Below are 21,059 nucleotides of genomic sequence, written 5' to 3' on the forward strand. Positions count from 1 at the left end.
TGTGAAAATCCTAAAACATTATGATTAGAATAGGATTTAGATGGAAAGGATAAATCTATATATTACAGTATTCATAGGAATTTTATAAAGAGATATAAAGTATAGAGTGAATATTAAAGCTTATATTTTAAGTTTTTAGTATATATAGGTGAAAGATAGGTGCATATTTTATGAAGAGTATAAAGACTAGGCTAATGAAAAACTTTTTAGTTCTTTTATTATCAACTATTATTATAGTTTCAGCCATGTTTTTGATTTTTATTTCTAGATATTATTATCAAAATACAGAGGAAATATTATTAAGTCAAATTAATATATCTGTAGATTTTTATAAAAGATATTTATCAAATGTTAGTCTAGAAGAAAATGTTTATGAAGATGTAGATATATTTTGGAAGCAAACAGATGCTCAAGTTCAAATTTATAACTTAAAAGGGCAGTTAATAATGGATTCTATAGGTTTAGAGCCTAAAGAGTATAATACTCCTGTAGATGTAAAAAGAGCCTTAGAAGGAGATACAGCAAAGTGGGTGGGGACTGTACCAGATTATACTGGTAAAGTAATGGCAATTTCAGCACCACTTAGAAATTCTTCAAATGAAATTGTAGGAGTTATTAGATATATAAGTTCACTTAGAAATGTGGATAATTTTATATTAAATTTCTTTTTAGTATTTTTAGTAATAGGATTAACAGTTTTAGCTATTGGTATAATTTTAAGTTACTTCTTAGCTAATAGTATAGTAAATCCAATTACAGAATTAATAAAAGTTTCTGAACAAATGGCTAAGGGAAATTTAAAAGTAAGAAATAAGATTGTTACTAATGATGAAATTGAAAAGTTAGCTGATAGTCTTAATATAATGGCAGAGGAAATTGAAAATAGGGAAATATTAAAAAATGAATTTATTTCTTCAGTTTCTCATGAACTTAGAACACCATTAACATCAATAAAAGGTTGGGCAATAACTTTAAATAATGATTTTACAGATAGAGAAACCTTAAAGATGGGCTTTGACATAATTGAAAAAGAAGCTGATAGATTAAGTAATATGGTAGAGGAGCTATTAGACTTTTCAAAGTTTGTTAGCGGAAAAATAAAATTGAAATATGAAGAAATAAACCTAAAAGAATTTATAGAGTACTTAAGGTTATATATGAATCCTAGGGCAGAAAGAGAACATAAAGAACTTATACTAAAAGGGATTACAGAGGACTTTATAATTGTAGGAGATAAGGACCGATTAAAGCAAGTATTTATAAATATAATAGATAATGCTTTTAAATTCACTCATGAAAATGAAAAGATAACAATAGAGTTTGTATATGCTGATGAAGGAATCTATATAAACATAATTGATACTGGATGTGGAATAAGTAAAGAAGAGTTGCCTAGAGTAAAAGAGAAATTTTACAAGGGTAAAAATTCAAAGTCACAAAATGGAATAGGATTATCAATATGTGATGAAATTATAGCTTTGCATGAAGGGACTTTGGAGATTTATAGTGAATTAGGTAAGGGAACGAAAGTGGTTATATATTTACCTAAGAAATTAATCAGGAGTGTTGAGGATGATTTAAATTAATCAAAAGAGGTGTTTTATGAAGAAAATTTTTTTAGTCTTCTTTACTATTATTAGCTTTTTTATGATGGGATGTTCTCAAAAAGAATCTTTTGATATATCTAAAATAACTCCACCAGAGTCAGATAATATAAAGATATTAGGGGAATGGGAAGTAGTAAGTAAGTTACATGATAGTGATGAAAATAATTCAGGTAGCGTAAGTGGTGCTTTTCACTTAGAGAAAGATGATATTGTTAATATAAGTAAGGATGGCGTAGTTGCAAATGGAATTAGCATAGTTAATCCAAAGTTTAAGTTAAAGAGAATGGAGAGAGAGGTATTCTTTAGAGAAATAGATAATATATCAATAAAAAATGAAATAAAGGATGCAATAAAAAGTGAATATATAGATGTGAATTCTATATATGATAGTAATAAAACATATTTAAGTATTATTTCAATTAATGATGATGAAGCATATTTATTATTAACTGATAATCTTATTAAACTAAAAAAAGTTTCTAATGTTGTTACAAAAGAAGAGATTAGTGAATCAGAGAAATCAGATAGCGATAAGAATACTAAAAGAGAAAATACTATAAGTCCAGAGTACTATCAAAAGGATGTAGGAATTTTACTTGGACTTAAGGAACCTGCGCATATAGAAGATGATGATTTTGAGGAAGCTTCTTATAAAACTTTATGGATTTCTGTAATTAATAATGAATTACAGCCAATAATGGTTTTAGATAATTCTCTTTTATTACCAAGAATAAATGGATTCTCCAATATAAGTTTAAGTTCAACTTTAGATAATGGTAAATTTGAAAATAAACTTAAGGTTACAAGTAAAAAGAAAGATCCTAATGATAAGACTGAAATAAAGGGTGAGAAAAATACTGAAGGAATATATGAAGAAATAACCTTTGTAGGAAATGACTATATAGGATTAGAGTCTTATTCTGGAAGTGATGATTTTAGAGGTACTTTTAATGAGTATAGTATAATTCCTATTAATACTATGGATACTCATAAGAGTATGGATATAGTAAATTTATTTGGAAAAGAACAAGAGGAGAATTTTAATAAAAGTGAAAAGAATGCTATTCAAAAGTATGATATTGATGGAAGAGAGTATTATTCTAAAAATAAATACTCAAATATAACTCTTCAAAGGAAAAATGGTAATTGGCATTTAGAAGGAATATTAAACGAAAAAAGTTCAATGGATTACCCTAAAACTTTTGATATAAATATAAATCCAGTTCCTATATTAGTGAATTATGATACTTTGGCAGTTCCATGGAGTCAGGTTTTATCTCTTGGAAGAGATGTTAGAGATGTTGTTACAGCACCAAATGGGAAAATAGCCATAACATTGGCTAAAGATAAGTTATCAATATATAAAGTTATTGATGGCCGAATTGGAGAAAGATTAGGGGAAATAAATATAAATAACGATGAAAAGATTGTAATGGCTGAATGGGCTGTAGGAGATTATGTAAAGTATTGGGATGAGACTGTTGAAAATGTATATGGTGCTAAGAAAATAAGTGAATAGAATATAATAATTTATTATTAAAGTATAAATATAGGACAGTAGATAGTTTGGTGTAAAAAAACAAAACTATCTACTGTTTTTTTAGTTTTAGGTCTCTAGAAAAGAAAAAGGAGCTGATATAAAATCAGCTCTCTTTTTTTTAATTATTTTTAGAATTATCATTAGGTATTTTATCTTTAAAATAATCTGCTCTAATCATTTTATCAGATAGATCTAATACATTTCCTACTATTTCTTTTTCTTTATCTGTAAGTTCACCTTTAATTGTTTTATCAGTTAAAACAGCGTAAGATCTCTTAGTGTTTAATAGATTTCTACCTAAAGCTGTATTTTGATATACATTATTATCTACGCCTAATAGATATAAAAGAGTTGGCATTATATCTATTTGACCACCGTAAACATCGTCTTTTACAGGTGTCTTAATGCTTGGATTATAGATAATTAATGGAACTGTATGATTTCCATTGTCTAACCACCAAGATTCAGGATTAGATAAGGATTCTATCTTACTGTTATAGTATTTATGAGGACCAGCATGGTCACCTTCTATTGCAATAACAGTGTTATCTAAAAGACCATCTTTTTTAAGCGATTCTATGAACATTCCTATTTTAGCATCTGTATAATGAATGCTTTGGAAATATCCTCCTAAAACATTGTCATCAAGTTCAGGGCTAAGTTTTAATTCACGGTATTCCTTTGGTAAATCAAATGGTCCGTGGCTTGTTAAAGTAACTGTAAATGCATAGAATGGTTGTTTTAATTCTTTAATCATTGGTTCAATTTGTCTAAAGTAGCTTCCGTCACTTAATCCAAGACCTATATTTTCATCACGATCAAATGAATAGTAATCTACAAATTTATCAAAACCTATACCATTTAAACCTTGAGCATAGTTCCAGAAAGAACCTTTATCTGAATGGATAGCAATAGTGCTATAGCCATCTTTTTCTAAGATATTAGGTAATGAGTTATAAGTTGTAGCTGGGTTTCTAAAGAAAGTACTTCCTTGTCTTAATGGTAACATAGAAGTATTAACCATTAAGTCAGAATCAGAGCTTGTACCTTCGTTAACTTGTTCAAATATATTAGGTAAGTAAATTGAATTATTTAATAACTTATTTATATTTGGAGTTATTTCTTGTCCATCTACTTTTTTATTTATAACAAAGTCTTCAAGGGACTCAACTTGTATTACTATTAAGTTCTTTCCTTTGAACATTCCCTTAAATTCATTATCAGGAAGATTCTCATTTTTGAAATCATAATATTCTTTTATTTTTGCTTCATCATCAGCTGTCATTTTATAAGGTTTAGAATTCTTATAAACATTATATATATCAAAAATATGATAACCAATTGGTGAGAAGTATTCTACTGTGTTAGTTGGATCATAGTTACTAAATAAGTATGAATTTTTAACATTTTCTCTTTTTAATACATTAACGTTAAAAGGAACATAGCCTATATAACAAATTGATACAAGTAAAACAATTAAAGTACCTTTCCAATTAGACTTACAGTTTTTAAAGCTTTTTCTAAAAATTATAAAAGCTATTATTAAAATAATAAAGTCTACGAAGAATAGTAAGTCATATGGACTAGCCATTGAAAAAATACTATCTCCAAGATTATCTAAGTTAGCAGTTTGTTTTAATAGCATTACTGATGGAACTGTTTGGAATCCTCTAAAATACCAAATATCCATTACTGTAATTAAGGTTATAAATAAATCTACAATTATTAATGAGAAAAATTTACCTTTGTTTTTAAATAAAAAACATATGCTTACAAATATTGCTGCAAATGCTATGTAATAATTAATAAAATAAGAAGCTTGTCTATACCCTAAACCAAAATTAAGCGTGTAAAGGTTTTGGTTTAAAGAGAAACCTAAAAAAAGTGCTCCTTTTAAAACTATGGCTATAAGAGTAAATATGTAAAAACCTAGTCTTATTAAAGCATTTTTATTAAGAGACTCCTTAAATTTAGAAAGCCCGTTATTTAATTTAACTTTTTCTTGCATTGAAACACCCCTTCTTTTATTATTCAAAGCTGTTAATATTATATCATAAAACAATATGTTCATAGTATGAAGGAATTATTACAAAAAAGTTTAAAAAGAACTTTTTTAGAATAACTTTGATTTTCTCAATTTACAAAAATGTGATATCTTTATAATATAGATTATTTTAAGAGGTGAGGTCATGAAAAAAATAGATTGTTTAGGTATGGCTTGTCCAATGCCAGTTATAAATACAAAAAAATATTTTGATTCAATAGAAGAAGGGATTGCAGAAGTATTAGTTGATAATGAAGTAGCAAAAAATAATATCTGTAAGTATGCAGAAGGATGTGGATATAATTTTGATGCTTCAGAAAAAGAGGGAAATTATATAATTAAAATAGAAAAAAATGGTGAGAATAAAATAGAAAAGAAGGAAGATGACTTTGTAATAGTAGTAGGTACTGATAAATTAGGTCAAGGTAATGATGATTTAGGTACTATACTTATGAAAGGATACCTATATACCTTATCAGAAAGTGATATCATACCTAAGGAACTTATATTCTTAAATGGTGGAGTTAAGCTTACTGTTAAAGGATCAGAAGTTTTAGAATCATTACAAAACTTAGAAAAGCGTGGAGTTAAGATACTAAGTTGTGGAACTTGCTTAGATTTTTATGGAATAAAGGATGATTTAGCTATAGGAGAAATAAGCAATATGTACACTATAGTTGAATCTATGAATACTTCTAATAAGGTAATAAAGTTATAATACTTTTGAGAGGAGAAAATATTTTTAGAGTATGGAGAATATTTTATGTGAGTATGATGTTGTAGTTGTTGGTGGCGGAATAAGTGGAATGGCAGCAGCTATAAGATCAAAAGAAAATGGCATAGGAAAAGTTCTGCTTCTTGAAAGAGAAGATGTTTTAGGTGGAGTTTTAAATCACTGCATACATTGCGGCTTTGGAAAAGAAATTTTAGGAGAAGCTGTTACTGGAAGTGAATTTGTAGAGTACTTAGTTGATAAAGTTCATAAGCTAGGCATAGATGTTAAATTAAATACTACTGTATTAGAGATAAGTAAAGATAAAGAGATAAGTTATGTTAATCCAGATGAAGGTATGAAAAAGATGAAAACTAGGGCAATAGTTCTAGCTACTGGAAGTAGGGAAAAGTTTAAGGGAAATGTAAGTGTTCCTTTAAACAAATTTACAGGTATATATACTTCAGGAACTGCTCACAGATTTATAAATCTTTATGGTTATCTTCCAGGGAAAAAGATAGTTATAATAGGTTCACATGATAGTGATATGATTGTAGCTAGAAGGCTTATTATAGAGGGAGCTAAAGTAGAAGCCATAATTGAAAGTAAGGACTATTTAAATTCTTCTCAATATATTGTGGAAAATATAATTGAAGCCTTTGATATTCCTGTTAAACTTGGATATACAGTAAATGAAGTTTTAGGTACTGAAAGAGTAGAGGGAGTAATTATAAGCAAAGGTGGAGAAGAGGAAAGTTTTATAAAATGTGATTCACTTTTAATATCAGTTCCATGGATACCAGAAAGTGCTTTAGGTAAAAAGATGGGATTAAGAATTTCTAATAGTAGCGAAACTATTTTAGTAAATGAAAACTTTGAAACATCAGAAAGTGGAATATTTGCTTGTGGAAATGTTCTGCATGCCTATGAACTATCTGACTTAGCAACAAAAGAAGGATTTAAAGTTGGAGATGCCATTAAAGAGTATCTTGAAAATTAATTTTTAATAAGACTAAAATTCAGATTAATATTTAAGTTAATTTTAAATTTTAGTCTTATTTTATGCTTTAAAGAAGGTTATAATTACAAAGAAATATTTGTTTTAGTGAAATTTTAAAAATTTCAAAGGTATAGAATTAAAGATAATTTTTTAAACTCGTTTTTACTAAGTTAGATACTAATATATTTCCTTTTATACTTAAGTGCAATCCATCAGTATAATTTAAAGAATCAAAAGGAAGATTAGAGTTTAAATCTATAAATAACAAATTGTTTTTTTCACAGAATAAATTTAATTCTCTAGTATAATTCTCTAGCTTAGAATTACATTTTTCATAATCAATAGAAGAATCCCACCTTTTAATAGCTAAATCACCATATATTTTAGGGGGAGATAAAATTATTGGTTTTATGTTAAGTGAATTACAATCATCAGTCATTAACCTTATGTTATCAATAATTGAACTAATAGATTTATTCATTATAATATCATTTGAGCCACACATAATTAAACAAATCTTAGAATCACTTGATTTTAAGATTTCATATATTCTAGATAAAATACCAGTTGAAGTGTCACCATTAACCCCTTTGTTTATGAATTTGTTTTTTTCATCATTTAAAAGAGAAACCCAAGAATTTTCTTGTCCTACACCATAGCCAAAGGTAAGAGAGTCACCTATACAAATTATATTCATATAATCACCTACATCCTTAGTAAACATTTTTTGCAAATAATGGTTGTCCCTTTATTAGCTGTAACAAAATCATTTCCAATAATAGCTTTATTACAAATAGCACATACCTTATTTGAAATTTCTTTATTTATGGAAGAACTTTTTTCTTCTTTATTAGTATTAGTAGTTTTTCTTTTTTTATTAGGTGGTGGTGAATAAAGAAGTTTTTCAACTTTTTCTTCACGTTTATTTATTTCATAATTAAAACTATAAGAACTTTCGCCAAAAAGTTCTAATTCAAATCTAGGATTTTCTTTATCATAAAATTCCTCTGTTATTATTCTTCTTATTTGCATATCATTTATTATTAATCCACTCTTTTCAATTCCATCGAAGATACTTTTTGTTATGTTACCTGTATCGGGATGTCTCTTAGAACTTTTATAATAAACTTTTAACACAGCTATTAAAGATTCTTCTAAAATAACATTAGGATTTTGAATTCTTGCTTCGTAAGCAATTTGCTCTTCATACAATGCATATCTATCATGATATTTTCCAGAATTGGATGGTAAAATTGCTCTACCCTGTGCATTTGATAGCTTGAAATTTGATTTAGTAATAGGTGAGCCTTTTACTATAACTTTTGCGTATGAATTCATAGTAAACCTCCAATCATATGATATAATAATATAGATTATATCATAATGTAACATTATGTATTTACATTTCTTGAAAGTATTTAACAGATAAAGTATAATACTCTATGTTTACATGAAAAATTAAAATTAAGAGGGATAAAAATGGATAAAAAAATTATATTAGCAATAGAAAGTAGTTGTGACGAAACAGCGGCAGCTGTAGTAGTTAATGGTAGAGAAGTTTTATCAAATATAATATCTTCTCAGATAGATATACATACAAAATTCGGTGGAGTAGTTCCAGAGGTTGCATCAAGAAAACACATAGAAGCTATAAATGCAGTGGTAGAGGAAGCCTTAGAAGTTGCAGGAGTAACATTTGATGACATAGATGCAATAGCAGTTACATATGGTCCAGGTTTAGTTGGAGCACTTTTAGTTGGACTTCAATATGCTAAAGGATTAGCATATTCTTTAGATAAACCATTAATAGGAGTTAATCATATAGAAGGGCATATAAGTGCTAACTTTATAGATCATAAAGACTTAGAACCACCTTTTGTTTGTTTAGTTGTTTCAGGAGGACACACTTTTGTAGTCCATGTTGAAGACTATGGAAAGTTTGAAATAATAGGCGAAACAAGAGATGATGCAGCAGGAGAAGCTTTTGACAAGGTGGCAAGAGCCGTAGGATTAGGATATCCAGGAGGACCTAAAATAGATAAATTAGCTAAGGAAGGAAATAGTGATGCTATAAAATTCCCAAAAGCTAATTTCCATGATGATACCTTAGATTTTTCATTTAGTGGAGTTAAATCAGCTGTCTTAAATTATTTAAATAAGATGGAAATGAAAAATGAAGAAATAAATAAAGCTGATGTTGTAGCTAGTTTCCAAAAGGCCGTAGTTGAAGTATTAACTGATAATGCAATAAAAACTTGTAAGATGAGAAAGGCAGATAAAATAGCCATTGCAGGTGGAGTTGCTTCTAATAGTGCTTTAAGAGAAAATCTCCTTAGAGAAGGAGAAAAGAGAGGAATAAAGGTTTTATTCCCATCACCAATACTTTGTACAGATAATGCTGCCATGATAGGAAGTGCTGCATATTTTGAATTATTAAAGGGAAATGTATCTGAAATGAGTCTTAACGCAAAACCTAATTTAAGATTAGGAGAAAGATAGGGGCTGAATTATCAATGAGGTTTATTCCGTACTCAAATGGATTTCATAAAATGAACAAGAATATAAAAATAAAGCCTATAAACGTAATTAGGAATATTTTTATATTTATATTAGCTCTAGTATTTATAGGCTTTGCTTATCAAATGATATTAAACAAAATCGATAGTAAAAAAATAGAACTAGATAACAAGTATGTAAGAATTGATAGTAAAAAAAATTATTATAATTTCCAAGGAGAAAGTAAACCAACTATAATAATGAGTTCTGATATAGGCTTAGGATTAAGTGAATGGAGTAAGGTTCAAGAGCTTATAGAAAAGGAATATGGGTATAGAACTTTTTCTTATGATAGACCAGGATATGGTTTTTCAGAATCAGTAAAAGATGATGGTGTTAAAGAACAAGCTCAGCATCTTAGAATGATTCTTAAAAAATCAGGGATTGGTGGACCATACATACTTGTTGGAGAAGGATATGGTGGATTAGTAATGTGTAACTTTGCTGAACTTTATCCTGACTTAGTTCAAGGAGTTATTCTCGTAGATCCAATAAGTGAAGAAGCTTTAAGTAAAAATAAAGACTATATGAAACAGTATTCAAGTGAAAAAATCAGTAGATTTATACAAAAGTATGGTTCATACTTTGGATTAACATCAATAATGAATAAATTTGGTATGTTAAAAAATCCAAATGGTTTAGAGGAAAATTTAAGTAATGAAAATCTTAAGGTTTATAATATTTTAAGAACAAAAAGTGATTATAATAGTGGATACTATAGTGAGCTTACAAATATTTTAGAGCAAAGTAGTAATTCACAAAAATCTGGTTTATTAAATGGTAAACCTTTGAGCATAATAGTTAATGATAATGCTTTTACTAAGGAGCAAGAGAGTTTAAAGAAACTTACTTTAGACAATAAAGTTCAAATAATAAATGCTAAGAATAAGACAGATGTTATACCTTTAGAAAAGCCAGAATTATTTTTAGATAGCATAAGATTTATTCAAGATAATAGCTTGGAAGAGCAGAATTAGCCTAAGAATATAGACATATCCTATGACATAGAAATGACATAAACATGACATATAAATGACACAAAAAATGGTTATTATAAACATGTGGAAAACAAATGTTTAGGAGGGTATGAACAATGAGTGATTTCAATAAAAAAGATGAAAACTTAAATGACTACTTTGGTTTTGATGATAAAGAAAATAAAACTTTAGATTCAGATAAGGACATAAAAGACAAAGAAAATATAGAGTCAAATAATGATACGAAGCAAACTAACATAGATGAAACTCAGCAATTAAATATAGATAATGAAATTAATTCGAAAGATGAAGTTAAAAAAGATGATGATAAAAACTTCTCTGACGTAAAATCAAAAAGCTCAAAAGAATCTAATGATAATAGTAAAAACAAAAAAGTAAAGAAAAAGAGTGGATTTAAAAGAGGAATAGCTCTAGTAGCAGGTGCTGTCATAGTTGCTATACTAGGAGGAGCTATAGGTGCTGGCGGAGTTTATTATGCTTTTAAAAATAGCATACCAGTAAGTACACTAGAGAATAATAGTAATACCTCAGTTAATCCACCAGCCTTTAAAGGGGAAGATGGAGAATTAACTGTTCCACAAGTAGTTGAAAAAGTTACACCTGCCGTTGTAGGAGTATCCACAAAGAGCTTAGTAAGAGACCAATTCTTTAATGTAAAAGAACAAGAAGGATTAGGATCTGGATTTATAATAAATGAAGATGGATATGTAGTTACAAACTACCATGTTATAAATGGAGCTCAAGAAGTTAAAGTAATATTCTCTGATGGAAAAGAAGTAAATGCTAAGGTTGTAAATTACGATGCAGAAAGAGATATTGCAGTAATAAAAATAACAGACGATGTTAAAATGCCTGGAATAGCTCAATTAGGAGATTCATCTACAGTTAAGGCTGGTGAAGAAGTAATTGCTATAGGAAATCCTCTAGGAAAAGAATTTAGTTCAACAGTAACTAAGGGTATAGTAAGTTCACCAAATAGAAAGATGAAGACTGAAAACGGAAATGTATTAGATTATATACAAACAGATGCAGCTATTAACCCTGGTAACAGTGGTGGTCCATTAATAAACTCTAAGGGAGAAGTTATTGGAATAAACACTGCTAAAAAAGTTGGTGAAGATATTGAAGGTATAGGATTTGCAATTCCTATAAATGAAGTTAAAACAAGATTAGGTTCATTATCAAAACCAATATTAAAACTTGGTATTACAGCTAGAACTGTTACTCCAGAATTAGCAAAAGAAAATAAGCTAGAAGAAGGAGTTTATGTTGTAGGAGTACAAGAGTTTAGTCCAGCAGAAAAAGCAGGATTAAAAATAGGTGACTTAATAGTTGAATTTGGTGGAAAAAGAGTAAAAACTTTAGAAGAATTAAATCAAGTTAAAAGTCAATATAATGATGGAGATTCAGTACCAGTTGAAATAATTAGAGATGGTAAGAAAGTAAACTTAAATTTAACATTAGTTGCTAATTAGTTTAATTAAGGATGTATATCAAATAATTTTATTATTATTTTGATATACATCTTTTTTATTGAAAATAAAATGTAAAATTTTAGATAAAAATCAAATATATTCAAAGAAATTCATTGTTAATTATTATATTTGACTATAGAATAGTAGTAATAGTCATTTTAAATATATATTTTATCTAAAATAAAAATACATGGTGTAAGCAAAGAATGGTATTAGTTTAGGAGGATTATATATGAAAAAATTAGTATTATTATGTACACTAGGAATGTCTACATCTTTATTAGTTTCTAAAATGAGAAAAGCTGCAAAGGAATTAGGGATTGATTGTTCTATAGTTGCAATAGGAGAATATGACATTAAAAACTATGAAAAAGAGGCAGATATAATAATATTAGGACCTCAAGTAAGGTATTTATTTAATAGTTTAAGAAAAAAAATAGATAGTAATATACCAATAACTCTTATAAATAGTGCAGATTATGGAACCATGAATGGGAATAAGATTTTAAATCAAGCCTTAGCACTAATGGATAATAAGGAATTATCCACAAATAATTTGTAAGAAATTTTAATAGGGGATCGTATAAGAAGTCTTTTTAAAAAGGGCCTTATACGATTTTTATTTATATATTTAATAAATTGAAAATTTAAATATATATATATTGAATTGAATAAGTTAGTCAAATATACTAAAAAAATAGTGAGGTTTTAAGGAGGAGAGTATTTGGAGAAATTAGTGCTTGGTATAATAGGTATTTTCTTTGTAATTAGTGGATTTGATTACATAAATAATAATAAATTGGGGTTGGGAGATAAATTTAAAGAGGGTATGATATCCATGGGATCAATAGCTATATCCATGGTAGGTATATATTCTCTTTCACCTTTAATAGGAGAAGGCATAGGATTCTTATTAACTCCAATAAGTAATTTTATAGGAATTGATTCATCTATATTTCCATCAATGTTTTTAGCTGTAGATATGGGAGCCTTAGGGATTGCAGAAAGTTTATCATCAAATATTCACATGTATTGGATTTCTGGGGTAATAATAGCTTCGACTTTAGGGGCTACCATAAGCTTTTCTATTCCCTTAGCTTTAGGAATTATAGAGGAGAAGTATCTTGAAGACCTAACAACAGGTTTATTATATGGAATAATGACTTTACCTATAGCTCCAATAGTTGCAGGTTTATTTTTAGGAGTGGATATTAAATTATTACTATTTAATATTTTTCCATTAATAATATTTGCTATATTATTAGCAGTTTTTATGAATAGGTTTAAAGATACGACAGTGAAATTCTTTATTAAATTAGGTAAGCTTATACAGCTTGTTAGTATATTGGGGCTTTTAGTTTTAGGATTTTTATCTATTATAGGAATAAAGCCTATAGGAAGTATTTTACCTATAGATGAGGCTTTAAGTGTGGTTGGTAAAATAGCTATATTCTTAGGAGGAGCATATCCTTTAATTAATTTTATAACAGAAAAATTTTCAAAGGTCTTAAGTAAAATAGGAGAAAAGATAAATATAGATGAGTTTTCTATTGCGGCTTTTTTAGGAACTCTTGCTTCAAACATAATATTATTCCAAAGTTTTAATAAGATGAGCTCTAAGGGAAGAATAGCTTTAACTGCCTTTAGTGTAAGTGGAGCCTTTGTAATTGGAGGACAGCTAGGTTTTGTATCTCTTAAGACACCTGAGATTATAAATATTTATATAGCATCAAAATTAATAGCTGGTATAACTGCCATGGTTGTAGCTTTAATAGTACATAGAAAGACAGAAGAAAACTTAAATGATGAAATTCAAAGTGAAGAGAATATTCCAGTTTTAGAATCTTAATTTTTTAAGGGTAAAGTCCTATAGTTTTTTTAAAAATAAACATTTAATTAGAACATAGCTTTTTATTTAAAGGAAATATTAATTTTAATAAAAAGCTATGTTTTAATAATTTATATAAATTTTGTTTAATTTGCTATTTTAAAAGAATGGTCAAGTAATTTAAAATTATTTTTTAGTCCCTTTGATATGAAGATTTCTTTAGATTTAGTTACAAAAATACCTTCTATTTCAGGAAGTGATTCAATTAACTCTAAGCCATCTGAAAGTCCCATGCCAAAGGTTGATGTTGAAAGAGCATCACCATCTATAGATTTTGAAGAAACTATGGTTACAGAAGCTAAATTATTATCATAGGGATATCCAGTTTTAGGGTTTAAAATGTGATGATATTTAGTATTATTAATTTCTAAATAACGTTCATAGATCCCAGAGGTAACTACTGATTTATTACATATACTTAAAGTTCCTAGGGGAGCACCTCTGTTTTCAAAAGGATTTTGTATTCCTATTGTCCAATTTTCATTTTTATTTTTCTCACCTAGGGCGAAAATATTGCCACCTAAGTCAATAATAGCCTTAGATACACCTTCCTCTATTAATATATCTGAAATAAGATCTGCTATATATCCCTTAGCTATAGCACCTAAGTCTAAAACCATATTTTCTTCTTTTAAAAATACAGTGGTATTTTCCTTATCTAAAATAATATTTTCATAATTTATTAATTTTATAGTATCTAGTATTTCATTATCATCAGGAACTCTTGCATCTTCACTTCCTATTCCCCATAGCTTAACTAAAGGGCCAATAGTTATATCAAAGTTTCCTTTAGAAGCTTTAGAGTATTCTAGTGATTTTTCTATTATGTCAAAGGTGGTTTTGGTAACCTTTACTGGTTCTATACCAGACTTTTCATTTATTTTATTAATTTCAGAGTTTTGTATATTTAAACTTAATAATGATTCAATTTCACTTATTTTATTAAATGCCTTATCTATGATTCCTTCATCAAATTTATCATATAAAGTTATATTTACTATTGTCCCCATAAAAAAACTAGATTTGCTTATAGGTTCTTTTTTTATGGAGCATCCATTTAAAGTGAAAGTTAAAATCATACATAGAAAAATACAAATATGTCTTAAGTTCTCCATTTTACCCTCCTAGAAATAAGATAATATGTTTTACCTAGTCTACTAAAGTTGCTTCAGTTTTTCCCTCTTCAGCATTCTTTAATACTTTCTCAGCTAATTTTTTGAATTGATTAGAAGAACTTGTTGCTCCTGTAATAACATCTATGTCAGAAGATTGTTTTTCTATTAAGGCTTTCTCAAGTTGAGGTTCATATTCAGCAGGTCCAATTCCTGAAACTCCTGTCATTTTTTCATTATAATCTTTATCTTCACGTTTCATAGCATTAGTTTCACCATTAAATTCATTATATTTTGCTTCAGTTATTTTACCATCTGAAACTTTTATACTTAGTTTAGCTTTATAGCCATGGTCATCAGCCTTAGCAGTTTCTACAGTATAGTCCCCATCTTTTAATTTAGAGTTGTTTGAAGCTCCACAAGCAATAAAGTTAGAAGCTACTAAAGTAGATAATATAAGAGCAAAAAATTTCTTTTTCATAAATTCCTCCTAAATAATTTTGTTACTATAAATATACTTTTTAATATTAAAAAAATTCCTTAAAGAGTAATAAAACAAATAATTTTAACTTTAAAATCATATATACATAACAAGGAACTGTTAATAGGGGAGAGTTTATTATGAAAAAGTGGGATTTGATTATAATTATAGTTTTAATAATTCTATCTTTAATGCCTATTAGACTTCTTATTTCAAGTAATAATAGTGGAGATTTAAAAAGAGTAATTATAAGTGTTAATGGAGAAGAATATGAAAGTTTAGATCTTAAGGAAAATCTTAATAAGATTATTAAAATTGAAGAGGGATTAGAGATTAATGAGATTTGTATAAATAAAGGGCAGGTATATATGAATCATTCAAATTGTACAGATAAAGTGTGTATGAGACAAGGAAAGATAAGTAAGATAGGAGAAAGTATAGTATGTCTACCTAATAGGGTTTTTATTGAAATTAAAGGTGAGGAAGAAGGAGAGTGCATATTATCTTACTAAAAAATTAAGTTTAAATCAAAAAGCTTAGGATTTAAATTTTATAATACTATAGAATTTTAGTAATAAAATTTAGTATTTAATAAAATAGAATTCTAATAAGGTGCAACAGATAAGATGAATAAGACAATACGGTGTTTAATAAAATAAAATTCTAATTGGAGTATTAATAATTAAAAAGGGGAGTTATATATCATGAAGACTAAAAAGTTAATTTATATAGGGGTATTAGTTGCACAAGCTTTAGTTTTATATATTTTTGAAAGTATGATACCTATGCCTTTTATTACTCCAGGAGCAAAGTTAGGATTAGCTAATTTAATAGTGGTTATAGGACTATATACCTTAGACAATTATAAAGAATGCCTATGGTTAATATTTTTGAAATTAATTTTATCAACCCTTATTATGGGATCAGTTTCTACATTTATTTTTGGATTAGGAGGAACGATTTTAAGTTTCTTAGGAATGATTTTAACTAAGAATATATTAAAAGAAAAGGTATCGGCTATTGGAGTTAGCACTGTTGGGGGAGTTTTTCATAATTTAGGACAATTAATTGTTACAGCTATTGTAATTAAAAATATAGGCATATTAAGTTATCTTCCTTTTCTATCTATAGCAGGTATAGGAACTGGCATTTTTATTGGAATAACAGCTAACTACCTATTAAAGCATATGAAAGCTTTAAATAACTTAGATTATCATAGAAACATGGCAAATTAAATTGCTTTTAGGAAAAATTATAAAGTTATCAATTAAAATATCTTTATGAAAATAAAAACTTATAAATAATATTAAGAGAATATTTAAATGAATTTTAGACATTAAGCTAGTTTATAAAATAATTCTTTTAAAGGTTTTAAATTAAACTTTAGACTTTCAGTTAAAATTCATTAATTCTCATAATATATTTATAAGTTTTATTTATTAACTATAGTTTTTGAAAAAATAAATTTTTATGCTTTTATTAATGAGTTTTTAGAGATTTCTATTACCTTCTTATATACCTCTAAGGTTTTCTTCGCTGTTTTTTCCCAAGTAAATTCTTTGCTTCTTTCAAAACATATATCTTCTAAATTATTTCTAAGTTTTGAATCATTTAATAGATTTTCTAGTTTTGAAGATAATTCCTTAGGGTTATTTGGATCAACTAAGCTTTCTTTAAAGGGAACAACTTCAGGAATAGAAGTTATATTTGAGGTTAAAACGGCAGTCTTACAACTCATAGCTTCTAAAGGAGGTAAACCAAAACCTTCATATAGAGAAGGATAAACAAAGAGAGTAGTTGCGTTATATAAGGTTGGTAAATATTCATCCTCTATAAATCCGGTGAAAATAACCTTATCTTTTATAGGTAAACTTTCAGTATAGGCCTTTAATTTTAATCCCTCGTCTCTTAATCCACCTACAATTAAAAGTTTATAATTTTCATCAATATTTTTATGAATATTGTTAAAGGCATCAACTAGTCCCTTAACATTTTTTCTTAAGCTAAAGCCACCTATATACATAATAAATGGTCCATTGAAATTAAATCTCTTATTAACATCAAATAGGCATTTTTCCTTATCTAAAGGTTTATAATTTTCATTAGCTGCCAGTGGAGTTACAAAAATATTTTCAGCAGGAAAGTGTGGAAAAAATCTTAGAATATCACTTTTAGAGTATTCTGATACAGTGATTATTCCTGTTGAATTATCAATTATTTCAGGCATACTTTGAAGAAATTTTTTTAAGTAACCTTTACCAACGGTTTCAGGTAAAATGTAAGGAATTAAGTCATGAATAGTAACCAATTTTGCAAAGTTTCCTTCAGAGGAAAGTCCAAGTCCATTTTGAGGAAGGTGAAGCAAATCTATATCCTCTTTTATTCCATAGGATGGTATATAGTAATCTTCAAAAAAACGTTGATGTTTTCTAGAAGACATTATTATTTTAGTATTTTCACTTTCAAACTCAGGTATTTTTTCTCCAGAGCATAATAAATCATAAGATGAATCCTTATCTAATTTTAATATGTTTGTTAATAGGTTATATGTGTATGTTCCTATACCTGTCCCTCTATACCAAGTTGCACCTCTTGCATCTATTAAGTTATACATTAAGATTCCACTCCTTAGAAAAATAATCATTATAATTAATAATATTAATAAATAATATAAAATGTGCATGTAACAAGAAGAATTTAAGGAACATATACTAATTAAAAAGTGACAGTAGGAGTAAGTTTATGGAACATGATTATATAAAGGATAAAATCTTACTTAACTATGGTATAGAAGTCAAAGAAGTAATAAAAGTGAAAAACACATATAAAATTATAACCAGTGATGAGGAGTATTGTTTGAAGGTAATAAAGTATCAATATCCTCATTTTTATTTTATAGTTTCTGCTCAAAAGCATCTTATGAAAAATGGCTTTAATTCAATTCCTAAAATATTAGATACTATTGATGGAAAAGATTATGTAAGGCTAGATGATAAATTAGCTTATTTAACTCCTTGGGTAAAATGTAGAGAATGTGATTATAAAAATAAGTGGGATTTAAGCTTAGCAGCGAAAAAGCTTAGTGAACTACATAATAGTAGTGAAGGGTTTGTTATAAATAGAGATCTTAAGCCTAGAATAGCATGGGGTAAGTGGTATAAGATCTTTGAGACAAGGGGAGAAGAAATTCTTGATTTTAAAAAAAGAATATATCAGAAAGCATATATGTCAGACTTTGATAAGTTATATCTTTCTATTATGGATGAGGAGTTAAAAAGAGTTGAAAGAACACTTTCTCATATAAAAACTAGTGGATATTTTGACTATATGAAAAAGGAAGTTAAAAAATTAGGCTTTTGTCATCATGATTATGCAAATCATAATGTGCTTTTATTAGAAAATAATGAAATAAATATAATAGACTTTGATTACTGTATTTTAGATTCTCACTTACATGATTTAAGTAGCCTATGCATTAGAACAATGAAAGAGGGGAGATGGGACTTAAATTTATTTAAATATATAATAGAGAGTTATTCAAAGAATAAAGAAGTAAGAAATGAAGAGTTTCCTATTATAGCTTCTTTTATTGAATTCCCTCAAGCTTATTGGCAACTAGGACTTCAATATTATTGGGAACAACAGCCTTGGGAAGAAGAACATTTTTTAAAGAAACTAGGTAAATACGAAAAAGATAGAGAGTTTAGACAGAACTTTGTTGATGAATTAAGCAATTTTACTTTGAGGTGATTTAAATTTGAGTGAAAAATTAGAATTGTTTTTAAGAGAAAATAATATAGAGGTATTACCTAGAAAAGAAATAGAAAGAGAAAAAAGAGAATTAAGATTTTATGATCCATTAGAGTATTTAAATACACTAAGTGAGATTCACAAGGAATTTTTAAAAGAGGAAAATAGGATAAAATTTAAATTTAGAAATGATATATGGAAACAGGTTCAAATTTTTAAACTTTGGAGTAGAAGAGTAGAGAGATTAGAAGACAGTAATAAATTGATTAATAAGGCCTTAGATGCATCAAAAAAAAGCTTAGACTGCATTTATAATATTAATTATAAAGAGCTTATAAGAAGAGCTATGGAAAGGGAAGAAGTATGTATTGGTAGGATATATTATGAAGTTAAGAATGGGGAGAAAAGGATTTTTATAAAAAATACAGAGGATATAAAATTTAATATGGTGGAAGAGGATTATTATAACTATTTAAAAAAGATAAGAGGAAACTATAAGGATGAATTAAAGGATTTACTTCTTGAAGTAGTAGAGAAAGAAAGCTTAGATTTTAAAAGTTATGTTTATATAAACTCATTGATTCAGTATCCATATAATTCAATGAGGTATTTGCAAAATAATTATATAAAGGATTTAAAGATTAAAAGTAATGAATTAGAAGAATTATTACTTAAAGATTATCTTATATAGTAGGGGGAGAGGTTTATGAATAAGATTAGATATAAAGATGAGAAATATTTATGTAGATATGATTTAGATATTAAATTATTTGAAGCTTTAGGACTAGATATATTTGATTTAAGACCAAATAGAAATGTATTTTTATTAGATACAAAGCAAGGTAAGAAGATTTTAAAGATGATAAATTATGATGATGACAGATTAAACTTCATAATCCATTCAACAGAGTACTTAAGGGAAAGATATGATGGTATATTAAAAATAAATAAGCTTCCAAATGGAGAGTGGAGATTCAAATGGAAAGGAAATTATTATATATTATTAGACTACTTTGAAGGAACTGAATTTAATATAGCTAATCCAATCGAATTAGAAATAATAACAGATGCAGTAGCTAAACTTCATAATGCAGGAATGGGAATTCAAGAGGCTACTTCAAAGGAAATGAATGAAAAAAATAGTGAGCTTTTTAAGTTAAAAGATTATTTTAAAAATAGTAAAAAAGATTTAGAAAAACTAAAGGAAATAGTGGGAAGCTATAAGTATAAAAATGAATTTGATGAAATCTTTATAAAAGAAGTAGATTATCATTTAAGTGATGTAGAGAAGTGTATAGATTTATTAGAAAAGAGTAAATATGATGACTTATGTAGAGATAAAGAAAAAATAACTTTATGCCATAATGATCTTGCCTATCATAATATATTATTTAATCAAAATAAGGTAAGCTTTATAGACTTTGATTATTGCAATATAAATTTAAGGGTAATAGACTTATGTAATTTTATAATTAAGAGTATAAAAAGATTTGGATTTAGTTTAGAAATGTATGATTCTATTATAGAAAAGTATGATAAGTTAAACAACTTATCAAAGGAAGAAAAAGAGTTAATGTATATATATTTAAGATTTCCTCATGATTTTTATACTGTTTCAATGCAATATTATTATAAATTAAAGGATTGGAAATATGAGTCCTTCTTAAATAAATTAGAAAGGAAATTAGAATATACAAAGGAAAAGGAAATTTTATTAAATCATATAAATAACTAATAAAACTAAGTAAAAGGTACCGTATAAAATAACTAATAAAACTTATAAATTGATTCTTAGAAGTAAGAAATTCTATTAAAGTTTATAAGTTTTATGTTTAAATTTTTATACAGTACCTTTTCATTTTAAAATAATAAATTTTTTTATAAGACATATTAGAA

General features: G+C 27.1%; 20 protein-coding genes. 14 read left to right on the forward strand and 6 right to left on the reverse strand.

Translation table 11 applies throughout. The features are described from left to right. Window positions 1-170: 170 nt before the first annotated feature. Both I6G60_RS04110 and I6G60_RS04115 read left to right on the forward strand, forming a co-directional pair. Complete coding sequence (locus tag I6G60_RS04110; protein ID WP_003452521.1) at window positions 171-1,586, forward strand: sensor histidine kinase; 1,416 nt, start codon at window positions 171-173, stop codon at window positions 1,584-1,586. Window positions 1,587-1,602: 16 nt separating this feature from the next. Beyond that, the gene (locus I6G60_RS04115; protein ID WP_003457345.1) at window positions 1,603-3,126 is read left to right on the forward strand and encodes a hypothetical protein; all 1,524 of its coding nucleotides are present in this window, start codon (window positions 1,603-1,605) and stop codon (window positions 3,124-3,126) included. 139 nt (window positions 3,127-3,265) lie between these two features. Here the strand turns inward: I6G60_RS04115 and I6G60_RS04120 are convergent, their stop codons facing one another. Continuing rightward, complete coding sequence (locus I6G60_RS04120; protein WP_011591082.1) at window positions 3,266-5,155, reverse strand: LTA synthase family protein; 1,890 nt, start codon at window positions 5,153-5,155, stop codon at window positions 3,266-3,268. Window positions 5,156-5,336: 181 nt separating this feature from the next. Here I6G60_RS04120 and yedF point away from each other — a divergent pair, with 181 nt between their 5' ends. Both yedF and I6G60_RS04130 read left to right on the forward strand, forming a co-directional pair. Further along, the gene (yedF, locus tag I6G60_RS04125; protein ID WP_164811417.1) at window positions 5,337-5,909 is read left to right on the forward strand and encodes a sulfurtransferase-like selenium metabolism protein YedF; all 573 of its coding nucleotides are present in this window, start codon (window positions 5,337-5,339) and stop codon (window positions 5,907-5,909) included. 31 nt (window positions 5,910-5,940) lie between these two features. After that, window positions 5,941-6,903, forward strand: a complete 963-nt coding sequence (locus I6G60_RS04130; protein WP_110034795.1) for an NAD(P)/FAD-dependent oxidoreductase — start codon at window positions 5,941-5,943, stop codon at window positions 6,901-6,903. A 136-nt stretch (window positions 6,904-7,039) separates the two neighbouring features. On the opposite strand, the gene I6G60_RS04135 is transcribed toward I6G60_RS04130, so the two are convergent. Then, window positions 7,040-7,600 carry an SGNH/GDSL hydrolase family protein gene (locus I6G60_RS04135; protein ID WP_057232041.1) on the reverse strand — a complete coding sequence of 187 codons (561 nt, stop codon included), beginning with the start codon at window positions 7,598-7,600 and terminating at the stop codon, window positions 7,040-7,042. Between the two features lie 8 nt (window positions 7,601-7,608). Further along, entirely contained in the window at window positions 7,609-8,241 is a 633-nt protein-coding gene (locus I6G60_RS04140; RefSeq protein ID WP_057232039.1) for a RusA family crossover junction endodeoxyribonuclease, read from the reverse strand. A 141-nt stretch (window positions 8,242-8,382) separates the two neighbouring features. Here I6G60_RS04140 and tsaD point away from each other — a divergent pair, with 141 nt between their 5' ends. From tsaD to eutH, 5 genes are all read left to right on the forward strand, one after another. Continuing rightward, window positions 8,383-9,402 carry a tRNA (adenosine(37)-N6)-threonylcarbamoyltransferase complex transferase subunit TsaD gene (gene tsaD / locus I6G60_RS04145; RefSeq protein ID WP_003452273.1) on the forward strand — a complete coding sequence of 340 codons (1,020 nt, stop codon included), beginning with the start codon at window positions 8,383-8,385 and terminating at the stop codon, window positions 9,400-9,402. 14 nt (window positions 9,403-9,416) lie between these two features. Further along, window positions 9,417-10,436 carry an alpha/beta hydrolase gene (locus I6G60_RS04150; protein ID WP_057232013.1) on the forward strand — a complete coding sequence of 340 codons (1,020 nt, stop codon included), beginning with the start codon at window positions 9,417-9,419 and terminating at the stop codon, window positions 10,434-10,436. Between the two features lie 116 nt (window positions 10,437-10,552). After that, the gene (locus tag I6G60_RS04155; protein ID WP_057232011.1) at window positions 10,553-11,932 is read left to right on the forward strand and encodes a S1C family serine protease; all 1,380 of its coding nucleotides are present in this window, start codon (window positions 10,553-10,555) and stop codon (window positions 11,930-11,932) included. A 232-nt stretch (window positions 11,933-12,164) separates the two neighbouring features. Continuing rightward, window positions 12,165-12,494, forward strand: coding sequence for a PTS sugar transporter subunit IIB (locus I6G60_RS04160; protein ID WP_110034796.1), 330 nt, complete (start codon window positions 12,165-12,167; stop codon window positions 12,492-12,494). A gap of 162 nt (window positions 12,495-12,656) precedes the next feature. After that, complete coding sequence (eutH, locus tag I6G60_RS04165) at window positions 12,657-13,781, forward strand: ethanolamine utilization protein EutH (RefSeq protein WP_110034797.1); 1,125 nt, start codon at window positions 12,657-12,659, stop codon at window positions 13,779-13,781. A gap of 125 nt (window positions 13,782-13,906) precedes the next feature. Here eutH and I6G60_RS04170 read toward each other — a convergent pair whose 3' ends face one another. Both I6G60_RS04170 and I6G60_RS04175 read right to left on the reverse strand, forming a co-directional pair. Beyond that, window positions 13,907-14,935, reverse strand: a complete 1,029-nt coding sequence (locus I6G60_RS04170) for an FAD:protein FMN transferase (RefSeq protein ID WP_110083259.1) — start codon at window positions 14,933-14,935, stop codon at window positions 13,907-13,909. Between the two features lie 34 nt (window positions 14,936-14,969). Continuing rightward, window positions 14,970-15,413, reverse strand: coding sequence for an FMN-binding protein (locus I6G60_RS04175; protein ID WP_003457393.1), 444 nt, complete (start codon window positions 15,411-15,413; stop codon window positions 14,970-14,972). 140 nt (window positions 15,414-15,553) lie between these two features. Between I6G60_RS04175 and I6G60_RS04180 the strand changes: the two genes are divergently transcribed. Both I6G60_RS04180 and I6G60_RS04185 read left to right on the forward strand, forming a co-directional pair. Beyond that, on the forward strand, window positions 15,554-15,925 hold the full coding sequence (locus I6G60_RS04180; RefSeq protein WP_025648407.1) for a NusG domain II-containing protein: 372 nt from the start codon (window positions 15,554-15,556) through the stop codon (window positions 15,923-15,925). A gap of 192 nt (window positions 15,926-16,117) precedes the next feature. Next, on the forward strand, window positions 16,118-16,648 hold the full coding sequence (locus tag I6G60_RS04185) for a Gx transporter family protein (protein WP_003457337.1): 531 nt from the start codon (window positions 16,118-16,120) through the stop codon (window positions 16,646-16,648). A 233-nt stretch (window positions 16,649-16,881) separates the two neighbouring features. Here the strand turns inward: I6G60_RS04185 and I6G60_RS04190 are convergent, their stop codons facing one another. Then, window positions 16,882-18,027 carry a glycosyltransferase family 4 protein gene (locus tag I6G60_RS04190; RefSeq protein WP_025648406.1) on the reverse strand — a complete coding sequence of 382 codons (1,146 nt, stop codon included), beginning with the start codon at window positions 18,025-18,027 and terminating at the stop codon, window positions 16,882-16,884. A 128-nt stretch (window positions 18,028-18,155) separates the two neighbouring features. Between I6G60_RS04190 and I6G60_RS04195 the strand changes: the two genes are divergently transcribed. Genes I6G60_RS04195 through I6G60_RS04205 form a run of 3 tightly spaced genes read left to right on the forward strand, consistent with a single transcriptional unit; the run spans window position 18,156 to window position 20,898 of the window. Further along, window positions 18,156-19,163, forward strand: coding sequence for a CotS family spore coat protein (locus I6G60_RS04195; RefSeq protein ID WP_011010827.1), 1,008 nt, complete (start codon window positions 18,156-18,158; stop codon window positions 19,161-19,163). Window positions 19,164-19,170: 7 nt separating this feature from the next. Then, window positions 19,171-19,854, forward strand: a complete 684-nt coding sequence (locus tag I6G60_RS04200; protein ID WP_110034798.1) for a hypothetical protein — start codon at window positions 19,171-19,173, stop codon at window positions 19,852-19,854. A gap of 15 nt (window positions 19,855-19,869) precedes the next feature. Then, a complete protein-coding gene (locus I6G60_RS04205) occupies window positions 19,870-20,898 on the forward strand; it encodes a CotS family spore coat protein (RefSeq protein WP_011010825.1) in 1,029 nt (342 codons plus the stop codon). The last annotated feature ends 161 nt before the right edge of the window (window positions 20,899-21,059 follow it).

Source organism: Clostridium perfringens, assembly GCF_016027375.1.
In the GTDB taxonomy this organism is placed as follows: domain Bacteria; phylum Bacillota; class Clostridia; order Clostridiales; family Clostridiaceae; genus Sarcina; species Sarcina perfringens.

Coding starts and splice junctions, on each gene's coding strand:
- I6G60_RS04110 (WP_003452521.1), top strand. CDS start 171: ATGAAGAGTATAAAGACTAGGCTAATGAAAAACTTTTTAGTTCTTTTA.
- I6G60_RS04115 (WP_003457345.1), top strand. CDS start 1,603: ATGAAGAAAATTTTTTTAGTCTTCTTTACTATTATTAGCTTTTTTATG.
- I6G60_RS04120 (WP_011591082.1), bottom strand. CDS start 5,155: ATGCAAGAAAAAGTTAAATTAAATAACGGGCTTTCTAAATTTAAGGAG.
- yedF (WP_164811417.1), top strand. CDS start 5,337: ATGAAAAAAATAGATTGTTTAGGTATGGCTTGTCCAATGCCAGTTATA.
- I6G60_RS04130 (WP_110034795.1), top strand. CDS start 5,941: ATGGAGAATATTTTATGTGAGTATGATGTTGTAGTTGTTGGTGGCGGA.
- I6G60_RS04135 (WP_057232041.1), bottom strand. CDS start 7,600: ATGAATATAATTTGTATAGGTGACTCTCTTACCTTTGGCTATGGTGTA.
- I6G60_RS04140 (WP_057232039.1), bottom strand. CDS start 8,241: ATGAATTCATACGCAAAAGTTATAGTAAAAGGCTCACCTATTACTAAA.
- tsaD (WP_003452273.1), top strand. CDS start 8,383: ATGGATAAAAAAATTATATTAGCAATAGAAAGTAGTTGTGACGAAACA.
- I6G60_RS04150 (WP_057232013.1), top strand. CDS start 9,417: ATGAGGTTTATTCCGTACTCAAATGGATTTCATAAAATGAACAAGAAT.
- I6G60_RS04155 (WP_057232011.1), top strand. CDS start 10,553: ATGAGTGATTTCAATAAAAAAGATGAAAACTTAAATGACTACTTTGGT.
- I6G60_RS04160 (WP_110034796.1), top strand. CDS start 12,165: ATGAAAAAATTAGTATTATTATGTACACTAGGAATGTCTACATCTTTA.
- I6G60_RS04170 (WP_110083259.1), bottom strand. CDS start 14,935: ATGGAGAACTTAAGACATATTTGTATTTTTCTATGTATGATTTTAACT.
- I6G60_RS04175 (WP_003457393.1), bottom strand. CDS start 15,413: ATGAAAAAGAAATTTTTTGCTCTTATATTATCTACTTTAGTAGCTTCT.
- I6G60_RS04180 (WP_025648407.1), top strand. CDS start 15,554: ATGAAAAAGTGGGATTTGATTATAATTATAGTTTTAATAATTCTATCT.
- I6G60_RS04185 (WP_003457337.1), top strand. CDS start 16,118: ATGAAGACTAAAAAGTTAATTTATATAGGGGTATTAGTTGCACAAGCT.
- I6G60_RS04190 (WP_025648406.1), bottom strand. CDS start 18,027: ATGTATAACTTAATAGATGCAAGAGGTGCAACTTGGTATAGAGGGACA.
- I6G60_RS04195 (WP_011010827.1), top strand. CDS start 18,156: ATGGAACATGATTATATAAAGGATAAAATCTTACTTAACTATGGTATA.
- I6G60_RS04205 (WP_011010825.1), top strand. CDS start 19,870: ATGAATAAGATTAGATATAAAGATGAGAAATATTTATGTAGATATGAT.